General features: G+C 71.8%; 18 protein-coding genes and 1 pseudogene. 10 read left to right on the forward strand and 9 right to left on the reverse strand.

The window, feature by feature from the left end; genetic code table 11:
* Positions 1-255 precede the first annotated feature (255 nt).
* The 4 genes and pseudogenes from ACFYX3_RS37715 to ACFYX3_RS37730 form a co-directional block, all read right to left on the reverse strand.
* Positions 256-2,667, reverse strand: a complete 2,412-nt coding sequence (locus ACFYX3_RS37715; protein ID WP_389023832.1) for a SpoIIE family protein phosphatase — start codon at positions 2,665-2,667, stop codon at positions 256-258.
* Positions 2,668-2,981: 314 nt separating this feature from the next.
* Positions 2,982-3,594 (reverse strand): annotated as a pseudogene (locus ACFYX3_RS37720) (hypothetical protein); the annotation flags it as partial.
* An 80-nt stretch (positions 3,595-3,674) separates the two neighbouring features.
* Positions 3,675-4,049 carry a PRC-barrel domain-containing protein gene (locus ACFYX3_RS37725; RefSeq protein ID WP_389023835.1) on the reverse strand — a complete coding sequence of 125 codons (375 nt, stop codon included), beginning with the start codon at positions 4,047-4,049 and terminating at the stop codon, positions 3,675-3,677.
* 80 nt (positions 4,050-4,129) lie between these two features.
* The gene (locus ACFYX3_RS37730; RefSeq protein ID WP_389023838.1) at positions 4,130-4,297 is read right to left on the reverse strand and encodes a hypothetical protein; all 168 of its coding nucleotides are present in this window, start codon (positions 4,295-4,297) and stop codon (positions 4,130-4,132) included.
* A 254-nt stretch (positions 4,298-4,551) separates the two neighbouring features.
* On the opposite strand from ACFYX3_RS37730, the gene ACFYX3_RS37735 reads away from it, so the two are divergent.
* Positions 4,552-5,778, forward strand: coding sequence for a PP2C family protein-serine/threonine phosphatase (locus tag ACFYX3_RS37735; protein ID WP_389023841.1), 1,227 nt, complete (start codon positions 4,552-4,554; stop codon positions 5,776-5,778).
* A gap of 161 nt (positions 5,779-5,939) precedes the next feature.
* Positions 5,940-6,989 carry a mechanosensitive ion channel family protein gene (locus ACFYX3_RS37740; RefSeq protein WP_389023844.1) on the forward strand — a complete coding sequence of 350 codons (1,050 nt, stop codon included), beginning with the start codon at positions 5,940-5,942 and terminating at the stop codon, positions 6,987-6,989.
* Between the two features lie 39 nt (positions 6,990-7,028).
* On the opposite strand, the gene ACFYX3_RS37745 is transcribed toward ACFYX3_RS37740, so the two are convergent.
* The gene (locus ACFYX3_RS37745; RefSeq protein WP_376594292.1) at positions 7,029-7,469 is read right to left on the reverse strand and encodes a VOC family protein; all 441 of its coding nucleotides are present in this window, start codon (positions 7,467-7,469) and stop codon (positions 7,029-7,031) included.
* 477 nt (positions 7,470-7,946) lie between these two features.
* Here ACFYX3_RS37745 and ACFYX3_RS37750 point away from each other — a divergent pair, with 477 nt between their 5' ends.
* Positions 7,947-9,407, forward strand: a complete 1,461-nt coding sequence (locus tag ACFYX3_RS37750) for a catalase (protein WP_389023848.1) — start codon at positions 7,947-7,949, stop codon at positions 9,405-9,407.
* A gap of 21 nt (positions 9,408-9,428) precedes the next feature.
* Here ACFYX3_RS37750 and ACFYX3_RS37755 read toward each other — a convergent pair whose 3' ends face one another.
* Together ACFYX3_RS37755 and ACFYX3_RS37760 are read right to left on the reverse strand one after the other, a co-directional pair.
* On the reverse strand, positions 9,429-9,656 hold the full coding sequence (locus ACFYX3_RS37755) for a hypothetical protein (RefSeq protein WP_389023851.1): 228 nt from the start codon (positions 9,654-9,656) through the stop codon (positions 9,429-9,431).
* Positions 9,657-9,688: 32 nt separating this feature from the next.
* A complete protein-coding gene (locus ACFYX3_RS37760; RefSeq protein WP_389023854.1) occupies positions 9,689-9,874 on the reverse strand; it encodes a hypothetical protein in 186 nt (61 codons plus the stop codon).
* 161 nt (positions 9,875-10,035) lie between these two features.
* Here ACFYX3_RS37760 and ACFYX3_RS37765 point away from each other — a divergent pair, with 161 nt between their 5' ends.
* The 3 genes from ACFYX3_RS37765 to ACFYX3_RS37775 all read left to right on the forward strand — a co-directional run bounded on the left by ACFYX3_RS37765 (position 10,036) and on the right by ACFYX3_RS37775 (position 12,178).
* Positions 10,036-10,344, forward strand: a complete 309-nt coding sequence (locus tag ACFYX3_RS37765) for a CDGSH iron-sulfur domain-containing protein (protein ID WP_389023857.1) — start codon at positions 10,036-10,038, stop codon at positions 10,342-10,344.
* A complete protein-coding gene (locus tag ACFYX3_RS37770; RefSeq protein ID WP_389023860.1) occupies positions 10,341-11,372 on the forward strand; it encodes an iron-containing redox enzyme family protein in 1,032 nt (343 codons plus the stop codon). The genes ACFYX3_RS37765 and ACFYX3_RS37770 overlap by 4 nt, the downstream gene beginning before the upstream one ends.
* Positions 11,373-11,506: 134 nt before the next feature.
* On the forward strand, positions 11,507-12,178 hold the full coding sequence (locus tag ACFYX3_RS37775) for a nucleotidyltransferase family protein (protein ID WP_389023863.1): 672 nt from the start codon (positions 11,507-11,509) through the stop codon (positions 12,176-12,178).
* Positions 12,179-12,249: 71 nt separating this feature from the next.
* Here the strand turns inward: ACFYX3_RS37775 and ACFYX3_RS37780 are convergent, their stop codons facing one another.
* Positions 12,250-12,549: an STAS domain-containing protein gene (locus ACFYX3_RS37780; RefSeq protein ID WP_389023866.1), complete on the reverse strand. Its 300-nt coding sequence runs from the start codon at positions 12,547-12,549 to the stop codon at positions 12,250-12,252.
* Positions 12,550-12,751: 202 nt separating this feature from the next.
* Between ACFYX3_RS37780 and ACFYX3_RS37785 the strand changes: the two genes are divergently transcribed.
* The 4 genes from ACFYX3_RS37785 (at position 12,752) to ACFYX3_RS37800 (ending at position 15,631) form a co-directional block, all read left to right on the forward strand.
* The gene (locus ACFYX3_RS37785) at positions 12,752-13,081 is read left to right on the forward strand and encodes a MarR family transcriptional regulator (RefSeq protein WP_389023869.1); all 330 of its coding nucleotides are present in this window, start codon (positions 12,752-12,754) and stop codon (positions 13,079-13,081) included.
* A gap of 116 nt (positions 13,082-13,197) precedes the next feature.
* The gene (locus tag ACFYX3_RS37790) at positions 13,198-13,545 is read left to right on the forward strand and encodes an STAS domain-containing protein (RefSeq protein WP_389023872.1); all 348 of its coding nucleotides are present in this window, start codon (positions 13,198-13,200) and stop codon (positions 13,543-13,545) included.
* Positions 13,546-14,006: 461 nt separating this feature from the next.
* Positions 14,007-14,612: a hypothetical protein gene (locus ACFYX3_RS37795; RefSeq protein WP_389023875.1), complete on the forward strand. Its 606-nt coding sequence runs from the start codon at positions 14,007-14,009 to the stop codon at positions 14,610-14,612.
* Complete coding sequence (locus ACFYX3_RS37800) at positions 14,609-15,631, forward strand: NAD-dependent epimerase/dehydratase family protein (protein ID WP_389023878.1); 1,023 nt, start codon at positions 14,609-14,611, stop codon at positions 15,629-15,631. The genes ACFYX3_RS37795 and ACFYX3_RS37800 overlap by 4 nt, the downstream gene beginning before the upstream one ends.
* 272 nt (positions 15,632-15,903) lie before the next feature.
* On the opposite strand, the gene ACFYX3_RS37805 is transcribed toward ACFYX3_RS37800, so the two are convergent.
* A complete protein-coding gene (locus ACFYX3_RS37805) occupies positions 15,904-17,007 on the reverse strand; it encodes a glutamate--cysteine ligase (protein WP_389023881.1) in 1,104 nt (367 codons plus the stop codon).
* Positions 17,008-17,253: the final 246 nt, after the last annotated feature.

Here is a 17,253-nt window from a genome sequence, read left to right on the forward strand (position 1 = left end):
GCCGAGATCTGCCACCAGCCGAGGCCGTGCCCTGCGGCGCAGCCTCGGCTGGTGGATCGTCGCGGTGAACCGGCTGGGCTCCGTCCTCTTCTTGGTCTCGGCGCTCTCTGCTTCTCCGCGGACGGGATCCTCCAGCAGTGCGAACGCCTCTGACCTGGTCTCCGGATATCCCCGGCTGTGGCGCACCCTGCGCCGGCGGGCCGGTGGGGGGTGCCGGTGCGTAGCCGGGTCGTCACGGAGGAAACGGCTCCGGATTCATCCGGTCCTCATCGGCCGGGAATTCGGGACGGGCAGGTGGATGTCGAGGACGCAGATGTCGTCGCGGTGGCGTGGGCGCCCGGCGGCCAGGGTGCGGGCGAGGGTTCGGGCGTTCCCCTCCCGCACGAGGCGGGCCGCCGTGTCCGCCAGTTGCCTGAGCCCCTCGTCGATGTCCTCGTGGGGGACTTCGACGAGGCCGTCGGTGTAGAGAACGAGGTGGTCGCCCGGCACGAGGGTGAGCAAGGCCTGTCCGTACGGCGCCTCGAACGAGGCACCGAGCAGGCATCCTTCGGGCTGGGCCAGGTACCGTGCCGCGCCGTCGCGGATCAGCAGGGGTGGCAGGTGCCCGGCTCTGACCCAGGTCAGCTGGTGGTCCTCGGGCCGGTACCGCGCCATGACCATGGTCGCGGTGGCGGAGTACGACTCGGTGGCGGTGTGGAGCAGCAGCGCGTTGAGGCGGCTCAGGACGACGGGGAGCTTGGATCCGGTGATGCCCATCCCCTTCGCGGTGAAGCGGAGTTGAGCCATGGTGCCGACGGCTGTCAGGCCGTGACCGGCGACGTCGCCGACGACGAAGAGGGCGCCGCCGTCGGGGAGCGTGATGGCGCTGTACCAGTCTCCTCCGACGTTCACGCCCGTTTCGGCGGGCAGGTAGGCGACGTCGACGCGCAGGTCGGTGAGGTCCAGCGACTGTTCGGGGATGGGCAGCAGAGTCTCCTGCAGCCGGGCGGCGAGGGCACGTTCGGCCTTGAGCATGCCCCGCTGGACCAGGTTGTCCCGTTCGCTCTCGCGGAGGGCGATCTCGGTGCCGCGCTGTGCGGTGAGGTCCTGGAAGAAGCCGTGGACCTCGACGGGGGTGCCGGCCGAGTCCGCGTGGGCCTCGGCGACGATCCGGAGGTGCCGTACGCCGTGCGCGGTGGCGATGCGGAAGGGCTCGTCGATCGCCGTGCCGTCGCCCAGCAGGCGCTGAACGGCCGCGCCGAGCCGCGCGAGATCGTCCGGGACGAGGTGGGCGGGGAGTTCCTCCAGGGACACCGGCCCCAGTCGCGGGTCGCGGACGAAAATGGTGTAGACCTGATCGGACCAGGTGATGGTGTCGGTCGTCAGGTTCCAGCTCGCCCAGCCGAGGTTGCCCAGGCGTTGCAGGTCGTCCAGGCGGCGTGTCTCGCGCTCGCTGGTGTCGTGGCGGATCCAGCAGACCACCAGTCGGCCGCCCAGCGGTGAGACCCGCACCGAGTAGACGGACTCGTAGGGCACCCCCGGGGCCGTCTCCTCGTACGTGAACGGCAGCCCTTCGTAGACCGTTCCCGTCGTCAGGGCGTCGAGGTACCCCTCCCACAGGTCGCTTCCGGCCACCGTCGGATACGTCTCCAGGATCCTGCGGCCGACCAGCTCCCTGCCTCGCCGCCCGGCGACGTCGACCGATTCGGCGGCCGCCGCGTCGATCCGGAAGTCCTCGACGCGGCCGTCGGCCGAACGCATCGGGGTCAGCAGGACCGCGGGGCCGGAGAGGGCGTCGAAGATCTCCTGGACGGCCACCACGCTGTCGTCCTCGTCCGTCGACGCAGGAGCGCCCGGCCTCCCGGAGTCGCGCAGGCGTCCTTCGCACAGCCGGACCGCGCGGCGGAGCAGGCTCCGGGTGCCGTGGGAGAAGGGCCCCGCCACGGTCCGGAAGAAGCCGACGGCGAGGGTCGCCGGTCGCTCCCCCGGCAGCGGGATCCAGGCACGCGAGGGCCACGGGCCGCCGATGAGCAGGTACCGGTCGGCGTCCAGCCGGGCGTTCTCCAGCCACACCGCACGGGCCTCGGTCAGGGCCTCCCGCGCCGCCACGCCCGCCATGGGCGGGACGTGACTCCACTGTTCGGTCAGAGACGGGTCGAACCCGGCGTGGCCCGTCAGCTCCAGACTTCCAGAGCCCCCCAAGGCGTAGATCATGACCGCGTCCACCTGCTCGGCATCGCCCAGGACGAGCAGGAGCAGCTGGGCCACCTCGCTCGCGGTGCTCGCGGCGGCCAGGCCATCGGCCAAGCGGGCGAGGAGCACATGCTGGGCCTTGTCGGCCGGACGTACCGCGTACCGGGCGGCGTCGAACGGAGACGGCGCGGCGCCGACAGGGGCGGGAGGCGGTCGGGAGGCCGGTGTCCGGCCGGTGATTCCCAGCGTGAGCCAGCATTCCTCGGCGAGGGTGCGGTCGTGCCGCGCGGCACGCTCCCGCAGGAGTTCATGTGCTTCTTCGGCGGAGGTCCCCTCACGGGCCATGAGCACGCCCGAAGCCCGTTCGAGGACGGCGGCCGCCGCGGCTCCGGCCTCGAGGTCCGCGACCTCGGCCCGCAGCCTGCTCACCACCTTTGCCAGCGCCAGCACCTCCGGAGACGCGCCGCCGGCCGAGGTCGCTGGCTCAGCCTTCATATGCCGAGCATGCCACAGACCTGGTGCACGGGCGCTCCGGTCGCGGTCTCCCTACATGTACCCCTCCCCGTACGCATGAACACGGTGGATCGTGCGCACGTACCGACGTTTTCCGAACCGTGCGCCGTCACGCCGGCAGCGGGGTGCGCGCTCGCCGTCAGCCGCCGTTCCGTCACTGAACGTGATCACGTCGCTCGTGCACAACAGCGCCGACACGTTCCGCTCCATCACGCGGAGGGCCGCTTCTGCCGGGTCGGTGTCGATGTGGGCGTCCAGTGCCGAGTGCAGCACGCGCTGGACGCCCGGCGGGCAGGGGTGCGTAGCCGGTCGGCCGCGCTGTAGCCGGTCCCCTGCCAGGCGCTGATGCCGATGTTGATCTGGAGCGGGTCCGGGTCGGTGGCCTTGCCGGGCCCCGCAGAAGTCCTCGCGGTCGTGGACGCGCATGCCGTCGAGGGCGGCGTGGACGAGGGCGGACGGGCTGGTGGTACCGAGGAGGTCCTCGGGGGCGAGGTGGCGTTCTGCGTCCCACTGGGGCCCTACCCGGACAGGCCTGACTCCGGACGGAACGAGGCCCGAGACCACGGACGTACGGGCGTCGCGTCCCACCGGCAGTTTCTCGTGCGGACCGGTGACGGACTGCATCGCGGCCTTCGCGGAGAGGGAGCTTCCGCAGGTGGAGAAGAAGGCGTGGTCGGCACCGGCGGCGTCCGCCACGAGGCCCTGCGCCTCCTCGACGACACCGCGCGAGGACGTACGGTCGTCGTTGGCCGCGAGCACGTCCGAACGGAACACGTCGCCTCCGAGGACCGCCCGGACCTGCGGGTCGGCCCCGCGCCCCCTGCTTGTGGCCTGGCGGTGTGAAGGGGTCTGGCCGACCGCATGGCACGAGGCGAGAGCGTCCGGCACCGGCGTCTTCGACTGGTCCACGCCGTGCCCCTGCCCGGGAGACGGAGCGAAACGCGCGTCATGCGGGCGGCCGTACCCTCCCGTTCCGGAACCACGGCCCGTCACAGGGCGCCCGTGCCGCCCGGGAAGGGACCGCCGGGGCGGTAGTACTGGCTGAGCTCCTCGCGGTACCGCAGGTCGGCGAGGTGCTTGTCGGAGACGAACTCGGGTGCGTCCTTCACCTGTTCCTTGGACAGGCCGAGGAGGACCGCGTGCCGCTCCAGGTCGACGCGGGTCACCGTGCTCGCCGGGATCAGCACCTCCTTGCCGAAGATCCAGACGCCCGTGTCCACGACCAGATACGAGTCGTCCACCTCGTCCGAATGCTCGTCCACCTTGCCGATGTGGCCGTCGGCCGCCTCGACCCGCCATCCGGTGAGGTCGGTGCCCGCCAGGTGGCCGGACTCCGTGCTGTAGGACCAGAGATGTTCGGTCATCGCTGCCACTCCTCCATCACTGTGCGTCGTGTACGTCGTGTCCGTCGCGGCACCGGACGTGCGGGCCGCCTCAGAGCAGGTCACGCCGGTCGTGGGTGACCGTCGTCTCCGTGTCGCTCCCGTACGTCGCGGTCGTACGCGGGCCCGGAGCGGTCGCGCAGCCGCGTCCGCCGTCGGCGGTCCACCGCCATGCCGGCGACGCATCCCGGGACGACCATCGCTACGACGGCCAGGACGGTTGCGGTCACCGACGACTCCCGTCCTTTCCCGTTGCTCGTACTGCCGGGTTGTGCCGTCCCGGTCCTTCGGGGTCTCCGGGACGCATGGAAGTCCGCGTGCCCCACGTCCTGAGACGCAAACCGGCCATCAGGGGACACGGAGATGCAGGGCCGATGCTCCCCCTCGTCGCGCGCGGCGCCGCCGCGGGCGGCCCTGTTCAGCCCATGATGAGACGGTCACCGGGGTCGGCCGGTGACCGGTGGCGAAAGGCGGACGGGTGCCGGTGGAGAGCGACACTCTGGGAGCGGTCCTGGCCGACGTGCTGGCCGCGTCCCACCGCGTCGGACCCCATGCGATCTCCGATCTCGTACAGGATGCGGGGCGGCGTCTGGGACTGACCGATGCCGGCGTGTACGTGGCCGACCTGCAGCAGCTCGGCCTCGTCGCGCTCCTGACCTCCGAGCAGGCGCGAAGCCGGATCGCCGAGGGTGAGACCGTGGGCCTGGAGACCCTGCCCGTCGACAACTCACTCGCCGGACGCGCCTACCGCACCGAGACCGTTCAGGTGAGCCTGCCGGACGCCGACGACACCGAACGGACGGGATGGATCCCGGTCGTGGACGGCATCGGCCGGCTGGGGGTGCTGCGGGTGACGGCGCCGGACCTCGACGCGTCGCTGCTGCACCGGTGCGAGGCCCTCGCCGGGTTGGTCGCTCTGATCCTGGCGACCAAGCAGCCGTACAGCGACCTCCTCGCCGACACCATGCGCACCCGGCCGATGAGCCTGCAGGCGGAGCTGCTGTGGGCGTTCGTGCCACCACGCACCATCGGCACCTCGGCGGTGACCTCCAGCGCCCTCCTGGAGCCCGCGTACGAGGTGGGAGGAGATGCGTACGACCACAGCCTGGCCGGGGAGGTGCTGCACCTGACGCTGCTGGACGCCATGGGCCACGACCTCGCCTCCGGCGGCTGCAGCGCTGTGGCGTTGGCCGCCTGCCGTTCCACCCGGCGCGCGGGCGGGCAGCTCGTCGACGTCGCCGAAGAGATCAGTCGCACCTTGGACCGCTGGATCCCGGAGCGGTTGCTGACCTGCGTCCTGGCCGACCTCGACACCACCACCGGCCGGCTCGACTGGATCAACTGCGGCCATCCCGCACCGCTGCTGATCCGTGACGGCCACGTCGTGACCGGAGCGCTCGCCCGCACGGCCCACCCACCGCTCGGGCTGACCGGGTACGACATCCCGGCTCCGGCCCTCCACAGCACGCATCTGCAGCCGGGGGACCGGTTGCTGCTGTTCACCGACGGCGTCACCGAGGCACGCTCCTCCGCCGGCGAGCTCTTCGGCGAGCAGCGCCTGGCCGACGCCGTCGTCCGTTCCCTCGCGGCCGGTCTCCCCGCCCCCGAAGCCCTGCGCCGCCTCATCCAGCAGATCCTCGTGCACCAGGACCAACGTCTGCACGACGACGCCACGATCCTCCTCGCCGAGTGGCATCCGCCGGGCCGGTGAGCCGCCGGCGCACGGCTCGATCCCCCGCGACTGCTGAGGGGGGGGCGCCCCCGGCCCGACTCCCGAACATCCTCGAGCGCCTCGGGCTCTCGTGTGTTTGCCGAACGCGCCGACGGTGAGGCGAGAAGGACGACCACGTTTCCTTCGTCGAGTGGGGAGTCATGGAAAGCGTTGTTCGACTGGCGCTCGTCCTCGGCGGCTCGGTGCTGGTGGCACTGGCCGTCGGCAGGGCGGCGGAGCTCTTCGCCCGGTACGCGGACGCACGCCACCCCTACACCCCCCTCTGGGGGTTGCTGAGGCGCTGTCGTACGCCGCTCTACGCCGTTCTGCTGTGCGTCGTGTTCCGGTGGTCCTACCGCGCGACCGATTGGCCTCCGCTGCTGGACCGTGCCGCGGTGCTGGACCACATCCTCCTGCTGTGCCTGATCGGAGGCGGCGCCTGGCTGACGATCCGCGTCGTCTCGGCCGTCGTCGAGTCCGCGTACGCGCGGTACGCGGGGCGTACGCGCGACGCGGCCCGGCTGCGCCGCGTACGGACACAGGTCACGCTGCTCACCCGGGTGATGTCGGTGGCCGTGGGCGTGATCGCCGCCGCCTTCGTACTCGTCACGTTCCCCACGTTCCGCGGGCTCGGCACGTCGCTGCTCGCCTCCGCCGGGGTCATCGGCATCGTGGCGGGCGTGGCGGCGCAGTCGACGCTCGGCAACCTCTTCGCGGGTTTCCAGATCGCCTTCGGCGACATGGTGCGCATCGGCGACACGGTGGTCGTCGACGAGCAGTGGGGCATCGTGGAAGAGGTGACGCTCACCTTCCTCACCGTCCGGACGTGGGACGAGCGCCGCGTCACCCTGCCGGTCTCCTACTTCACCTCCCGGCCCTTCGAGAACTGGTCGCGCGGCGGCAACGAGTCGACGGGGACGGTCTTCGTCCACTGCGACCACTCCGCGCCCGTCGATCTGATGCGCACCCACCTGCGCAAGTTCCTCGACACCTGTCCCGGCTGGGACGGCCGGGCCTGGGGCCTCGCCGTCACCGACACCTCGCCGACCGGCATCACCGTCCGCGCCCTCGTGACCGCCAAGGACCCGGACGACCTGTGGACGACCCGTTGTGCCGTACGGGAGGAGCTCGTCGACTGGCTCGCCAGGGAGCACCCGACCGGGCTCCCCCGCGTCCTCGTCTCCCAGGCGACCGACGCCGCACAGCCCTGACGCGCGTCCGGCGGCGACTGGCCCTTGGCGCGCGGCGCCTCAACCGATCTGTTCGGCCAGGGCGAGGATGATGCCCGAGGGGCCGCGGAGGTAGCAGAGGCGGTAGATGTCCTTGTACTGCGCCACCTCGCCGATCAGTTCGGCTCCGTGGGAGCGCAGGCGGGCGATGGTGTCGTCGAGGTCGTCGACGGCGAACATGACCCGGTGGAGACCGAGAGTGTTCGGCTGTGGGTTGCGCGAACCGTCGCGCACCGCAGCGGGGGCGTGGTACTGCGCGAGCTCCAGTTTGCTGTGACCGTCCGGGGTCCGCATCATCGCCATGTCGCTGCGGACCCCGTCGAGTCCGACGGCGTGATCCGCGAAGGGGCCTTCGATCTGCGCCTTGCCTTCGACCTCCATGCCCAGTGCGGTGAAGAAGGCCACGGCGGCGTCCAGGTCCTCGACGACGATGCCGATGTTGTCCATCCGCTGAAGCGTCATGACGGTTCTCCTTCTGTGTTGCGCGGCCCTGTCAGGCCACCGGTGCACCGGTGGCGGAGCCGGCGGCCCCTTCTCGGCACCCGTCACCGGACCGAGTTCCGGAAGCCCGCTTCCGGCCCCGCCTCAGAGTGCCTCAACCCTCGAACCGAAACCCGGCCAGACACGACACGAGGGGTCAGGGAGCAGAAGTTCGGTGGCGGTGGCTGCGCGCGGAGAGCCGTGGGCGACGGCAGCCCTTGTCGGTGCCGGGTGACGGGATCACACCGCCGGCTGAGCCGCGGTGCGCTCGGTGGTGCGGGGGGGTGTAGCGGACGGTCAGGACGCCCTCGGCCACTGCGCGAAGCCGCCAGCGCCTCTCGCCCCGCACGTTCGGTGACGCCCTGGATCGGTCGGCGACACAGCGTGATCTCCCCGGTAGCGGCTTCTGTCGATCCGGACGAGGGTGGGTGGGCGTGCGCCACGACGAAAGGCAGGGCGATGACCGAGATCCGACCCGCGACGACGACCGATTCCGGCGCTCCGGTGGAGAGTGATGAGCATTCGCTCACCGTGGGGCCGGGAGGTCCGATCCTCCTCCAGGACGCCTACCTGATCGAGCAGATGGCGCAGTTCAACCGGGAACGGATCCCGGAGCGCCAGCCGCATGCCAAGGGCAGCGGGGCGTTCGGCCGTTTCGAGGTCACCCATGACGTGAGCCGCTACACCCGGGCGGCACTGTTCCAGCCGGGTGCCCGTACCGATCTGGTCGCACGGTTCTCCACGGTGGCCGGTGAGCGCGGCAGCCCGGACACCTGGCGTGACCCGCGCGGCTTCGCGGTGAAGTTCTACACGTCCGAGGGCAACTACGACATGGTCGGCAACAACACGCCGGTCTTCTTCGTCAAGGACCCGATGAAGTTCCAGCACTTCATCCGGTCCCAGAAGCGCCGGGCGGACAACAACCTGCGCGACCACGACATGCAGTGGGACTTCTGGACCCTCTCGCCCGAGTCCGCGCACCAGGTCACCTGGCTGATGGGAGATCGCGGCGTCCCCCGGACCTGGCGCCACATGAACGGCTACACCTCGCACACGTACATGTGGATCAACGCGTCCGGTGAGCGGTTCTGGGTGAAGTACCACTTCAAGACCGACCAGGGCATCGAGTTCCTCACCCAGGACGAGGCGGACCGGATGGCGGGCGCCGACGCGGACTTCCACATGCGGGACCTGTTCGAGCACATCCGGGACGGCGACTTCCCGTCGTGGACGCTGCACGTCCAGGTCATGCCGTACGAGGACGCCGCCGGGTACCGGTTCAACCCGTTCGACCTCACCAAGGTCTGGCCGCACGGCGACTACCCGCTCATCCCCGTGGGCCGGATGACGCTGGACCGCAACCCGACCGACAACCACGCCGAGATCGAGCAGGCGGCGTTCCAGCCGAACAACTTCGTTCCCGGCATCGGGCCGAGCCCCGACCGGATGCTGCTGGCCAGGCTCTTCTCGTACGCGGACGCCCACCGCGCCCGCATCGGCACCAACTACCAGCAGCTTCCGGTCAACGCGCCGGTCGTCGACGTCCACACGTACTCGAAGGACGGGGCGATGGCGTACCGGAAGACCTCTGACCCGGTGTACGCGCCGAACTCCAAGGGCGGGCCCGCGGCGGACACCGAACGGTACGGAAGTCCGCCGAGCTGGAGCGTCGACGGGGAGATCACCCGGACGGCGTACGTCGCGCACCCCGAGGACGACGACTGGGGGCAGCCCGGCACCCTCGTGCGCGAGGTCATGGACGACGCGGCCCGCGACCGGCTCGTGGACAACGTGGTGGGCCACCTGCTCGACGGCGTGAGCGAACCGGTCCTGGAACGCGCCTTCGCGTACTGGAGCAACATCGACGCGGGCATCGGCAAGCGCATCACCGAGGGGGTTCGCGCCGGGCAGAAGTCGTAGAGGGCAGGCCTCCGCCCGGGATCAGACGCGGGGCTCTTCGTCGGGGCTGCTCGGCAGCGGGCCGGGGTAAGGGCCGGGCCGCTCCGGCTCGGGCCGGGCGGAGCCGCGCGCGTCGCGCTCTCCCGCCTCGGCGCCGGGCCTGGCCCGGCTGTCGGCGGGACGGAGCCCGCCGCGTCGGCCGCCGGTGGCGCCGTCGCGTTTCCCGACGGAGCGCAGTGGTGCCTCCGTCCCGGTCGTCTCCTCGTCCACGCTCGTGGTTCCTCCTCGGTCGGTCCGCCGGGTCAGTGGGCGGCGGCCCCGAACTCGGCGTGCTGGGTGCGCAGGGCGTAGTCGGGCTCCCCCTGGGGCGTCCCACCGATCCAGCGCCGCCGCAGCTCGGCGCGCGCCTCCGTCATCAGGTCCCGGAACTCCGCGTCGCTGAGCGCGTGCCCGTCCATCGCCGTTGTGCCGTCGTCGTTCCCACGCATGTGAGCCGCCTCCGTCCGGTCGTGGTCTCGCTCTGGCGACTGCCCGTTGCGGCCGTCCGGAATCCATTACTCCGCGGCCCCGTCCCCGGGCGTGGTTCGGGCCCGGAGGAACGGGCAGTCGTGCGGTACCGACGCAGTCGACGCGATGGGTGGTGTGGGTGATGTCTGCTTCCCCTAACGAGGACACCCCGCAGGTGCGGTCCGCGGAAGACGACGGAGCGGGAGGTCCCGGCCCCCGACGGGCCCGTTCGGATCCGCCGCGCATCCGGCCGCTGCCGGAGGGTCCGCTGCTCGTCGAGGGGCCCGCGGAGATCGTCATGCCGGACGGGACGGTGATCCGCTGCGAGCGGCCCGTGATGGCCCTCTGCACCTGCCGGCGGAGCCTGCGGGCGCCGTTCTGCGACACGAGCCACCGGCCGCGCGTACGCCGCCGCTCCCGCCGCGCGACCGGGGAGGCGGAGAGGTCATGACACTGCTCCTGACGGCTCCCGCCACGGAGCCCGAGACGCCCGAGGCGCGCGGCGAGATCTCCCGCGCCGTACGGGACCGGCTCCTCGGCGGCAGTCCCGCGCGGCTGCCGCGGGCAGGGGAGATCGCGCGCTGCTCCCCGTACGGCGAGGACCTCCACCTGGCCCTCCACCTCTGCTACGAGCTCCACTACCGGGGCTTCGCGGGGGTTCCCGACACTCTGGAGTGGGACCCCGACCTGCTCCGGGTGCGGGCCCTGATGGAGCACCGCTTCGAGAGCGCGCTGCGCCACGACTGCCGGCATCTCGCGGACCTCGACGAAGCCCTGTCGGTCCTGCTCGTCGAGTTGGACGACGACTCCGACGTCTCGCACTTCCTGATGTCCCGGGGCGAGCTGTGGCACCTGCGGGAGTACGCGGCGCTGCGTTCCGTGCATCAGCTGCGTGAGGCCGATCCGCACCTGTGGGTCGTGCCCCGGCTGCGCGGGCGCGCCAAGGCGGCGATGGTCGCGGTCGAGTACGACGAGTACGGCTCCGGGCGGGCGGAGCGGATGCATTCCCGGCTCTACGCGGACCTCATGGCCGACCTGGGTCTCGACCCCTCGTACGGGAGCTGCACGGACGCCGCCGGTGCGGAGCTCCTGGCCGTCTCGAACCTGATGTCGCTGTTCGGCCTGCACAGGAGACTGCGCGGGGCGCTCGTGGGGCACTTCGCCGTGCTGGAGACGACCTCGCCGCCCGCCGCCTCCCGCATCGTCGCGGCACTGCGTCGGACCGGGGCGGGCCCCGCCGCCGAGCGGTACTTCGAGGAGCACGTGGAGGCCGACGCAGTCCATGAGCAGCTGGTGCGCCGTGAGGTCGTGGGCGGTCTCCTGGAGGACGAGCCCGCGCTCGCTCCCGAGGTCTCCTTCGGCATCGCCGCGACCTGCCTCCTGGAGGACCGGCTCGGCAGCCACGTGGTGAACGCCTGGACCCGCGACGAGAGCGCCCTGCGCACGCCTCTGCCACCGCTCTCCGGGAACGAGCGGTGAGGGCCCGGCCGCCGATGGGGGACGTGCGCCTCACGCCGTCCGGTGACGACGGGGCGGATGGGGCGCCGGGAAGTGGGTAGGGGCCGGTCCCCTCACGCGGACCATGGCGTCAGCCGCGAGGAGAGGAGCAGGCCATGAACCTCACAGACGGCGCCTTCGTCCCCCTGCCGACAGGCGGGACGGGGCCCTCCCCGTACGCCTCGCCGGCTCGTGTGTCCGATGCGAGGTCCCCCGCTCTCCCGCCCGACCACACGCAGGCGATCCTGGAGACCACGAAGGAGGTCGGGGCCGTCCTGAAGGCGTCGGGGCGCCCGTTCGCCCTGGTCGGCAGTGTCGCCGCGTACGCGCACGGGATCCCCGTCCGGCTTCAGCACGACACGGACTTCGCGCTCATGCGCGAGGACTCCGACGTCGTCACGGAGTCCCTGCGGGAGCACGGTGTGCAGATCGTCGAGCCGCCCGAGGACTGGCTCGTGAAGGCCCGCGCGGGCGGAGAGGAGATCGACCTGATCTTCTCCCTGGCCGGGCGGCCGGTCACGGCCGAACTCCTCGCCCGCGCTCAGACGCTGCCGGTGGACTCCGTGCACATGCCGGTGCTCGCCCCGACCGACCTCATGACCTGCCGGCTCCTCGCGCTCTCCGAGCACCACTGCGACTTCGGTCCCCTGTTGCCGATGGCACGGGGGCTGCGCGAGCGGATCGAGTGGGAGCGGGTGCGCGAGGCCGTCGTCGGAGCCCCCATGGGCGAGGCCTTCCTCTATCTCCTCGAACTGCTGGACGTCCTACCTCGACGGCACGGTTCCTGACACGACGACGCCCGCTGCGCGGCATCGAGCCGCGCAGCGGGCGTCTGTTCTCGGCCTGATGCCGGGAGCTGTCAGGTCTTCTCCGCGAAGAGCGGGGCGGCCCCGGTCATGTCCAGAAGGCGGGCCATCTGAGGGCTTGCCGCGTTGATGGTCAGGGCGCGGTGTTCGTCCAGGGCCCAGCGGCGGGCGCGGAGCAGGACGTTCAGACCGGTGGAGTCGCAGAACGTCACCTGGGAGAGGTCAAGCGTCACCACACCGCCCGCGACACCCTCCTCCAGAGCCTGCAGGAGGGCCGTTCTCACGTAGGTGGCGCTGGCGACGTCGAGCTCGCCGCTGATGGTGGCGGCCGTGCCGCCCGGGGTCGCTCTCACGGAGATGCTGATCTCTCCATCGCTCTCGTTCCCCGGACGGGAGGTGGGGCGAGGAGCATCGGAGAAGTGAGTCATCACGCCTCCAAGAAGGACGGCACCTTTTGGTAGGGATTGTCTGGCAAAAGGGATTACATGTCAATAATTACATGAAATCTGCTTCATACGATTGCCGGGATCCATGCCCGGGGTGCACCATGTCCCTATGAGGAAGACCGGAGACTCTCACCCGGAGTGGACTTTCCTCACCAGCCACGCCCGAGTCCTGTTGACGATCTCTCGCGATCCTGGTCTACGCCTCCGCGACATCGCGTCGATCTGCGGCATCACCGAGCGCACGGTGCAGGCGATCATCGCCGACCTCGAAGAGGCGGGCTATCTCACGCGCAGCCGCGCGGACGACGCTCGCCGCAACCACTACGGCATCGTCCAGGGCTCCCACTTCCGCCACCCCGCCGAGGCCGGCCACCAGATCGCCGGCCTCCTCGCGCTCCTCGCCGACCCGCACGGCACGGCCGAAGCCGGTGACGGCTAGCCCAGGGCCGGACACCTCCGCCCGGCGCACGGGCCACCCCGCCGGAACGACGGGACGGGCAAGGCATGGAGCGGCCCGCACAGGGCAGAGGCCCGACAGCACACAGGAGGTGCATCATGGCCACCGGTGCCACCCACTCGGACCGCCCGACCGCGCGCACAGAACGCGGCCGGAGCGTGGTCCGCGTGAGCGGCGAAATGGACCACGAACACGCGGAAGAGCTGCACGCATCGCTTGCGGCGGCCCTGGACAGGGCTCCCGCGGGTTCGGACATCGTCGTCGACCTGCAGAACTCCTCCTTCTGCGACTCCTCGGGGCTCAATGTGCTCCTGTCCGTCAGACTGCAGGCGCTGAAGCGGGGCGTCCACTTCATCCTGGCGGCGCCTAGCCACCAGATGATCAGACTGCTGGAATTCACCAGGTCCGACGATCTCTTCACCTACGCCCCCGTCGCGACGGACTGAGCCGCCCGCCGGCCCGAGCGGCAGATCGCCTCGGCCGACGAGGAGCCCTGAAGCCGTGAGCAGCGCCCTCGCCGACCGGCGGCCGCCGGGTGACCGTCCGCGGCATCCTCGACCCCACCCACAGCGACAGGGGCATGCTCGAGCTCCTGCGCCGGGTCGGCCTCGAGGACGCCGACGAGCCGCTCGGCGATCCGTGCCGGGTGGAGTGACGCGAAGTCAGGGCCCACGAGTTCGAGCCCTGACGCGACGGCGGCCTGCAGGGCCGCGCGTCGACACTCCAGGTTTCGACTGGAAACAGCCCTCTTGTCGTTTTTCCGCTCCCGGTCGGGGAAGGCGCCGAACGACGGGGCCGCGTCATGTCGGCGGTTCTGGTGGCCCGGTGCCTCAGCGCGCGCCGCGCCCGTACTTCGTTCACGGTCCGTCCTTCCGGCCGGGCCACCGTTTCGACGGGAGTTGGTGACATGTCTTCCGACCGCGGCCGTTCCCGGTCCCCCTCCCCGGATCCGGATCGCCTGCTCCGCATCTACCTCAACGACCACTACGCGGGCTCGGCTGCCGGCGACGCACTCGTCCGCCGTGTCGTCAGGGTGCACGGCCAGGGGCCCTCCGGACGTCGGCTACGGGGATTGGCCGACGAGATCGCCGAGGACCGCGAGAGCCTGGTGAGGATCATGACCGCGCTCGACATTCCCGTGATGCGGACCCGGGCCCTGGTCATGCGGTGCGCCGAGAAGGTCGGCCGGGCCAAGCTCAACGGCCGGCTGGTGTCCCGTTCGCCCCTCAGCGACGTGCTGGAACTGGAGGCGCTCCGTCTGGGAGTGGAGGGCAAGCTGGCCCTCTGGCGGTCTCTGGGCGAGGTCGCCCGCGGCGACGACCGGATCGACGCCGGGACGGTCCACCGCCTGGCGGACCGTGCCGAACGTCAGATCGAGCAACTGGAGGACCTGCGGCTGGCCGCGGTGGACATGGCCCTCGCACCGGGCGACCGGCCGACGCCGCACCGGCCTTCCGCTGCCGGCCGGCAGCGGTCGCACCGCCCGTTCGTCAAGGTCAGGTGGGTGTCATGAAGGTCGTGGTGACGGGTGCGACCGGCAACGCGGGCACGAGCGTGGTGCACGCGCTTGCCGCGGAGCCGACGGTCACGGACGTGCTGGGCCTCGCCCGCCGCACACCGGACCTGAACGTCCGCGGGGTGCGGTGGGAGGCAGCGGACATCGAACCGGGAGGGGCCGACCTCGACCGGCTGTTCGCGGGGGCGGACGCCGTGGTGCACCTCGCCTGGAAGTTCCAGCCCACCCACGACCCGGTGGAGACCTGGCGCACCAACGTACTGGGCGGAATCCGCGTCTTCGAGGCCTGTGCCCGGGCCGGGATCCACGTCCTGGTGCACGCCTCCTCGGTCGGCGCCTACTCGCCGGGCCCCTCCGACGGCCGGCCCGTCGACGAGTCCTGGCCGACCCACGGGTGGCCCGGTGCCGCCTACACCCGGGAGAAGGCCTACCTGGAGCGGTACCTCGACGGCTACCAACTGGCCCACCCGGACATGCGGGTGGTACGGATGCGGCCGGGCTTCCTCTTCAAGGCCACGTCGGCGTCCGAGCAGCGCCGCATCTTCGCGGGCCCGCTGCTGCCCGGGCGGCTCGTCCGGCCCGGCCTGCTCCCGGTGCTGCCCGCAGTCACGGGGCTCCGCTTCCAGGCCCTGCACACCGACGACGCGGCCGACGCATACCGGCGGGCCGTGGTGCGCCCCGTCCGCGGTCCCTTCAACCTGGTCGCGGACCCCGTTCTGGACACCGCGGCCGTGGCGCGGCTGCTGGACGCCCGCGCCGTGCCACTGCCCGCCCCGGCGGTCCGCGCCGCCCTGGCCGCGGCCTGGCAACTGCATCTGGTCCCCGCCGCGCCTGGGCTGCTGGACGCCGTCCTGCGGCTGCCGCTCCTCGACGCGGGCCGGGCTCGCGAGGAACTCGGCTGGGTTCCCACCCACACGGCCTCGGAGGCGGTCACGGCCTTCCTCGAAGGCCTCCGCGAAGGCATCGGACTGGCCACCCCGCCCCTGGTGGGGGCCCTGGACGGCGGAGCCCGGTAGGCGTATGACACCCCGGCGCGGCGGGGCGTCACCCGACCGGCCTCCCCCTTCCCCCCTCCGGATGGCGGCATCCAGGCTGAGCAAGCCGGGAACGCCGCCATCCGGAGGGGGGAAGGCCGGACGGCGACGTTCGTTCGGCGGATGCCCGTGGTCCGCCGCTTCATGCACACGATCTGCGAGGAGCTCGATGAGACCGTTCCTGTGCCGACCGCGTCCCCGGCTCGCCTCCGTCCACACCCGGCGGAGGCCCCGGCGTGCCGCAGACGGTCGCGTCACATGTCCTCGCCGACGGTGATCCGGGCACACTCCCGTACGACCTCCGCGAGATCGCAGCCGTTGTCGCGGAGGTCGCGCTGACGCCGGGCACCGCCGCCCCGCTCCTTCAGGGCAGCCACGGCGCGATGGGCCCCGGCCCGGTCGCCGGTGGCGCCGAGAGCCGCGTCCGTGTGCTCCAGCAGGGCGTCGAGGGCGACCTCGGCCGGCGTCTCGTTCATCGTGCGGGGGTCGAGGAGCGGTCCCTGGAGTCCGGAGCGCGCGGCACGCCACGACGCGAGCCGCAGCAGTCCCACCGGGATCCGGGCGAGCGGCTCCCCGGCGCGCCAGGCACGCGCGGCGGTCTCGACGAGACCCCGGGCCAGGGTCGCCACCAGCACGGTGGTGTCCGGCTCCAGGCACACGTCGGCGACGCGGATCTCCACGGTCGGGTAGTTGTGGGAGAGCCGGGCGTCGAAGTAGATCATGCCCTTGTCGCGCAGCACCCCGGTCGCCAGCATGTCGCGCACGCACTCGTGGTAGTTCTCGGCGCTGCCGAAGGGCTCGTACGGCCCGGCGGACGGCAGGCGATTCCAGACCCGGCTGCGGTAGCTGCTGTAGCCGCTGTCCTGGCCGTCCCAGAACGGCGAGTTGCCGCTGATCGCGCTCAGGAGGGGGAGCCAGGGCCGGATCCGGTCCAGGACGGCGACCCCCTCCTCGTCGGACTCCACGGCGACGTGGACGTGGCACCCGCAGGTCAGCTGCTCCTGCGTGGTGAGGGCGAACTGCTCCGCCATCCAGCGGTACCGGCGGCCGAGGTTGCGCGACGGTTCCACCGGCAGCGGCGAGGTCGCCAGGGCCGCGACGCGGGCGCCGGCCCCCTTCGCGTGGCGTGCCGCCTCGGCGCGCCACCGGACGATCTCCGCGCGCAGTTCGCGCATGTCGCTCAGGGGCCTGGTGGCGAACTCCACCTGCTCCTGCTGCAGCTCCTTCTCGAAGACGCCGTCCGCCTCCTCGCCGCCCCCTGCCGCCGCTGCGGCGAGCACAGCGGACGACACCGCGAGCGGCTCGCCCGTCGTGGCGCTGACGAGCAGCAGTTCCTCTTCGACCCCTACGGTGCGCATCGATGCTCCTGTACGACTCCGGGCGCGTTCCACCCTGCCGACTCCCTCGGAGGTCCCAGGTCATGCGTATGCCCGCGGCCGCCAGGTCGATGCTCCCGCCCGCCACGGCGCCGCCCCGTCGGTCCCCACGGATCGCGAGCATGCGGGCGTCGTCGTGGGCATCCGCGACGCGGTGTTCGGCCTGGGCCTCGCGGCGGAGCCGGTCCGATTCGCGTTCCGTCTCCGCCGGCCGGCGCCGGCTGCGGA

This window comes from Streptomyces sp. NPDC002463, from assembly GCF_042889835.1.
In the GTDB taxonomy this organism is placed as follows: domain Bacteria; phylum Actinomycetota; class Actinomycetes; order Streptomycetales; family Streptomycetaceae; genus Streptomyces; species Streptomyces nymphaeiformis.

Coding starts and splice junctions, on each gene's coding strand:
- ACFYX3_RS37715 (WP_389023832.1), bottom strand. CDS start 2,667: ATGAAGGCTGAGCCAGCGACCTCGGCCGGCGGCGCGTCTCCGGAGGTG.
- ACFYX3_RS37725 (WP_389023835.1), bottom strand. CDS start 4,049: ATGACCGAACATCTCTGGTCCTACAGCACGGAGTCCGGCCACCTGGCG.
- ACFYX3_RS37740 (WP_389023844.1), top strand. CDS start 5,940: ATGGAAAGCGTTGTTCGACTGGCGCTCGTCCTCGGCGGCTCGGTGCTG.
- ACFYX3_RS37745 (WP_376594292.1), bottom strand. CDS start 7,469: ATGACGCTTCAGCGGATGGACAACATCGGCATCGTCGTCGAGGACCTG.
- ACFYX3_RS37750 (WP_389023848.1), top strand. CDS start 7,947: ATGACCGAGATCCGACCCGCGACGACGACCGATTCCGGCGCTCCGGTG.
- ACFYX3_RS37760 (WP_389023854.1), bottom strand. CDS start 9,874: ATGCGTGGGAACGACGACGGCACAACGGCGATGGACGGGCACGCGCTC.
- ACFYX3_RS37765 (WP_389023857.1), top strand. CDS start 10,036: ATGTCTGCTTCCCCTAACGAGGACACCCCGCAGGTGCGGTCCGCGGAA.
- ACFYX3_RS37770 (WP_389023860.1), top strand. CDS start 10,341: ATGACACTGCTCCTGACGGCTCCCGCCACGGAGCCCGAGACGCCCGAG.
- ACFYX3_RS37775 (WP_389023863.1), top strand. CDS start 11,507: ATGAACCTCACAGACGGCGCCTTCGTCCCCCTGCCGACAGGCGGGACG.
- ACFYX3_RS37785 (WP_389023869.1), top strand. CDS start 12,752: ATGAGGAAGACCGGAGACTCTCACCCGGAGTGGACTTTCCTCACCAGC.
- ACFYX3_RS37790 (WP_389023872.1), top strand. CDS start 13,198: ATGGCCACCGGTGCCACCCACTCGGACCGCCCGACCGCGCGCACAGAA.
- ACFYX3_RS37795 (WP_389023875.1), top strand. CDS start 14,007: ATGTCTTCCGACCGCGGCCGTTCCCGGTCCCCCTCCCCGGATCCGGAT.
- ACFYX3_RS37800 (WP_389023878.1), top strand. CDS start 14,609: ATGAAGGTCGTGGTGACGGGTGCGACCGGCAACGCGGGCACGAGCGTG.
- ACFYX3_RS37805 (WP_389023881.1), bottom strand. CDS start 17,007: ATGCGCACCGTAGGGGTCGAAGAGGAACTGCTGCTCGTCAGCGCCACG.